Genomic DNA, 1,318 nt, shown 5'->3' on the forward strand with positions numbered 1-1,318 from the left:
TCTAACGCCGCCATAAACGGCGACAGGGTGGCGCGCCTATTGCGCATAAAATGGCGAAGCCATGCGCAACAGGCGCGGAATCTCTGGCGTCCGGTTTGATGGCTTTGTTATGCAAAGGACTAGTCTTCAATGACGTGTAAACCACGGCGCTTTAAGTCCTCCAACGAATCCAACATTCCCCTTATTAATTCAACAGGATGCCCCTCCCAGTCTTCAACAACGCCAACAATTCTCAAGGGTTCGCAGGTTCTATAGGACTGTGTTGGATTACCGGGAAATCTTTTGTTCGTAAGATTCGGATCGTCTTCGAACGGTCCTGTTGGCTCAACTATGTATATGTAGCCGCGACCCTCGAGGCCAGACAGTGACATAGCAAGTTCAGCTCCCCAAACTGCTGGCTCCATCAAGGCTGAAAAGTAGATGTGCTTAAGAATACGACCGTCCTCGAAATGAGAGATGAACCCTGTGGTTAGCAAGTCACCAATCGCCAAATTGGCTTTGGTTCCATGATAGAACGGTCCTTGCACCTGCTTGTAATTATCATGAGAGATGGGAATCCAATCTTTTACCATTTTAAGACCCTTAATTGTTGGGATTTGGCTGCATAACGCCTGAAATAAGCCGTGCCGCGAAGCGGCATCGGCTTGATTGAATTGTTAGACGGCAAACTCGAGCCAATACTTGTGCAGGCCAACAATATTAGACGAGCACAGCATGGGCATTGCCGCTTTGATCTTCTCCAGTGACCAATTCCACCACTCCATCTCCAGAAGCAATGAAATTTCCTCATCGGTGAAGCGTTTCTTAATCTTCTTAGCGGGATTGCCGCCAACGATAGCGTAAGGCTCCACATCTTTTGTCACCAACGAGCGGCTGCCTATCACCGCACCGTGCCCGATCTTGATTCCGGGCATGACCATTGCCTCAGAGCCGATCCAAACGTCATTGCCAATGACAGTATTACCTGCTTTTTGGAAGGCATCGAGTGCGCTTGAGAATGCAGGTTCTTCCTGCATATAAAAGAACGGGAAAGATGATGCCCAGTCGTACCGATGCCCCTGATTGCCAGCCATGATAAAGGAAGCCCCACTCCCGATAGAGCAGAAACTACCGATGATCAACTTATCAACGTCATCACGGTCCGGAAACAGATACCGTGCGCAGTCATCGAATGAGTGCCCATGATAGTAGCCAGAGTAATAGCTGTACCGCCCAACTTTGATATTGGGGTTCTTCACTTGCTCAGAAAGCAGCTTGCCTTTGAAGGGGCTATCAAAGTAGTTGGTCATAAGAGATCCCGCGGTCTGTGACTTTGCCG

General features: G+C 49.2%; 2 protein-coding genes. Both read right to left on the minus strand.

Annotation, left to right across the window (positions count from 1 at the left end):
• Positions 1–119: 119 nt before the first annotated feature.
• The gene (locus PSF31_RS21025; protein WP_001749986.1) at positions 120–572 is read right to left on the minus strand and encodes an NAD(+)--rifampin ADP-ribosyltransferase Arr-3; all 453 of its coding nucleotides are present in this window, start codon (positions 570–572) and stop codon (positions 120–122) included.
• An 84-nt stretch (positions 573–656) separates the two neighbouring features.
• Positions 657–1,289, minus strand: coding sequence for a type B-3 chloramphenicol O-acetyltransferase CatB3 (locus PSF31_RS21030; RefSeq protein WP_000186237.1), 633 nt, complete (start codon positions 1,287–1,289; stop codon positions 657–659).
• Positions 1,290–1,318 lie beyond the last annotated feature (29 nt).

This window comes from Providencia sp. PROV156, from assembly GCF_028480905.1.
Taxonomy (GTDB): Bacteria; Pseudomonadota; Gammaproteobacteria; order Enterobacterales; family Enterobacteriaceae; genus Providencia; species Providencia hangzhouensis.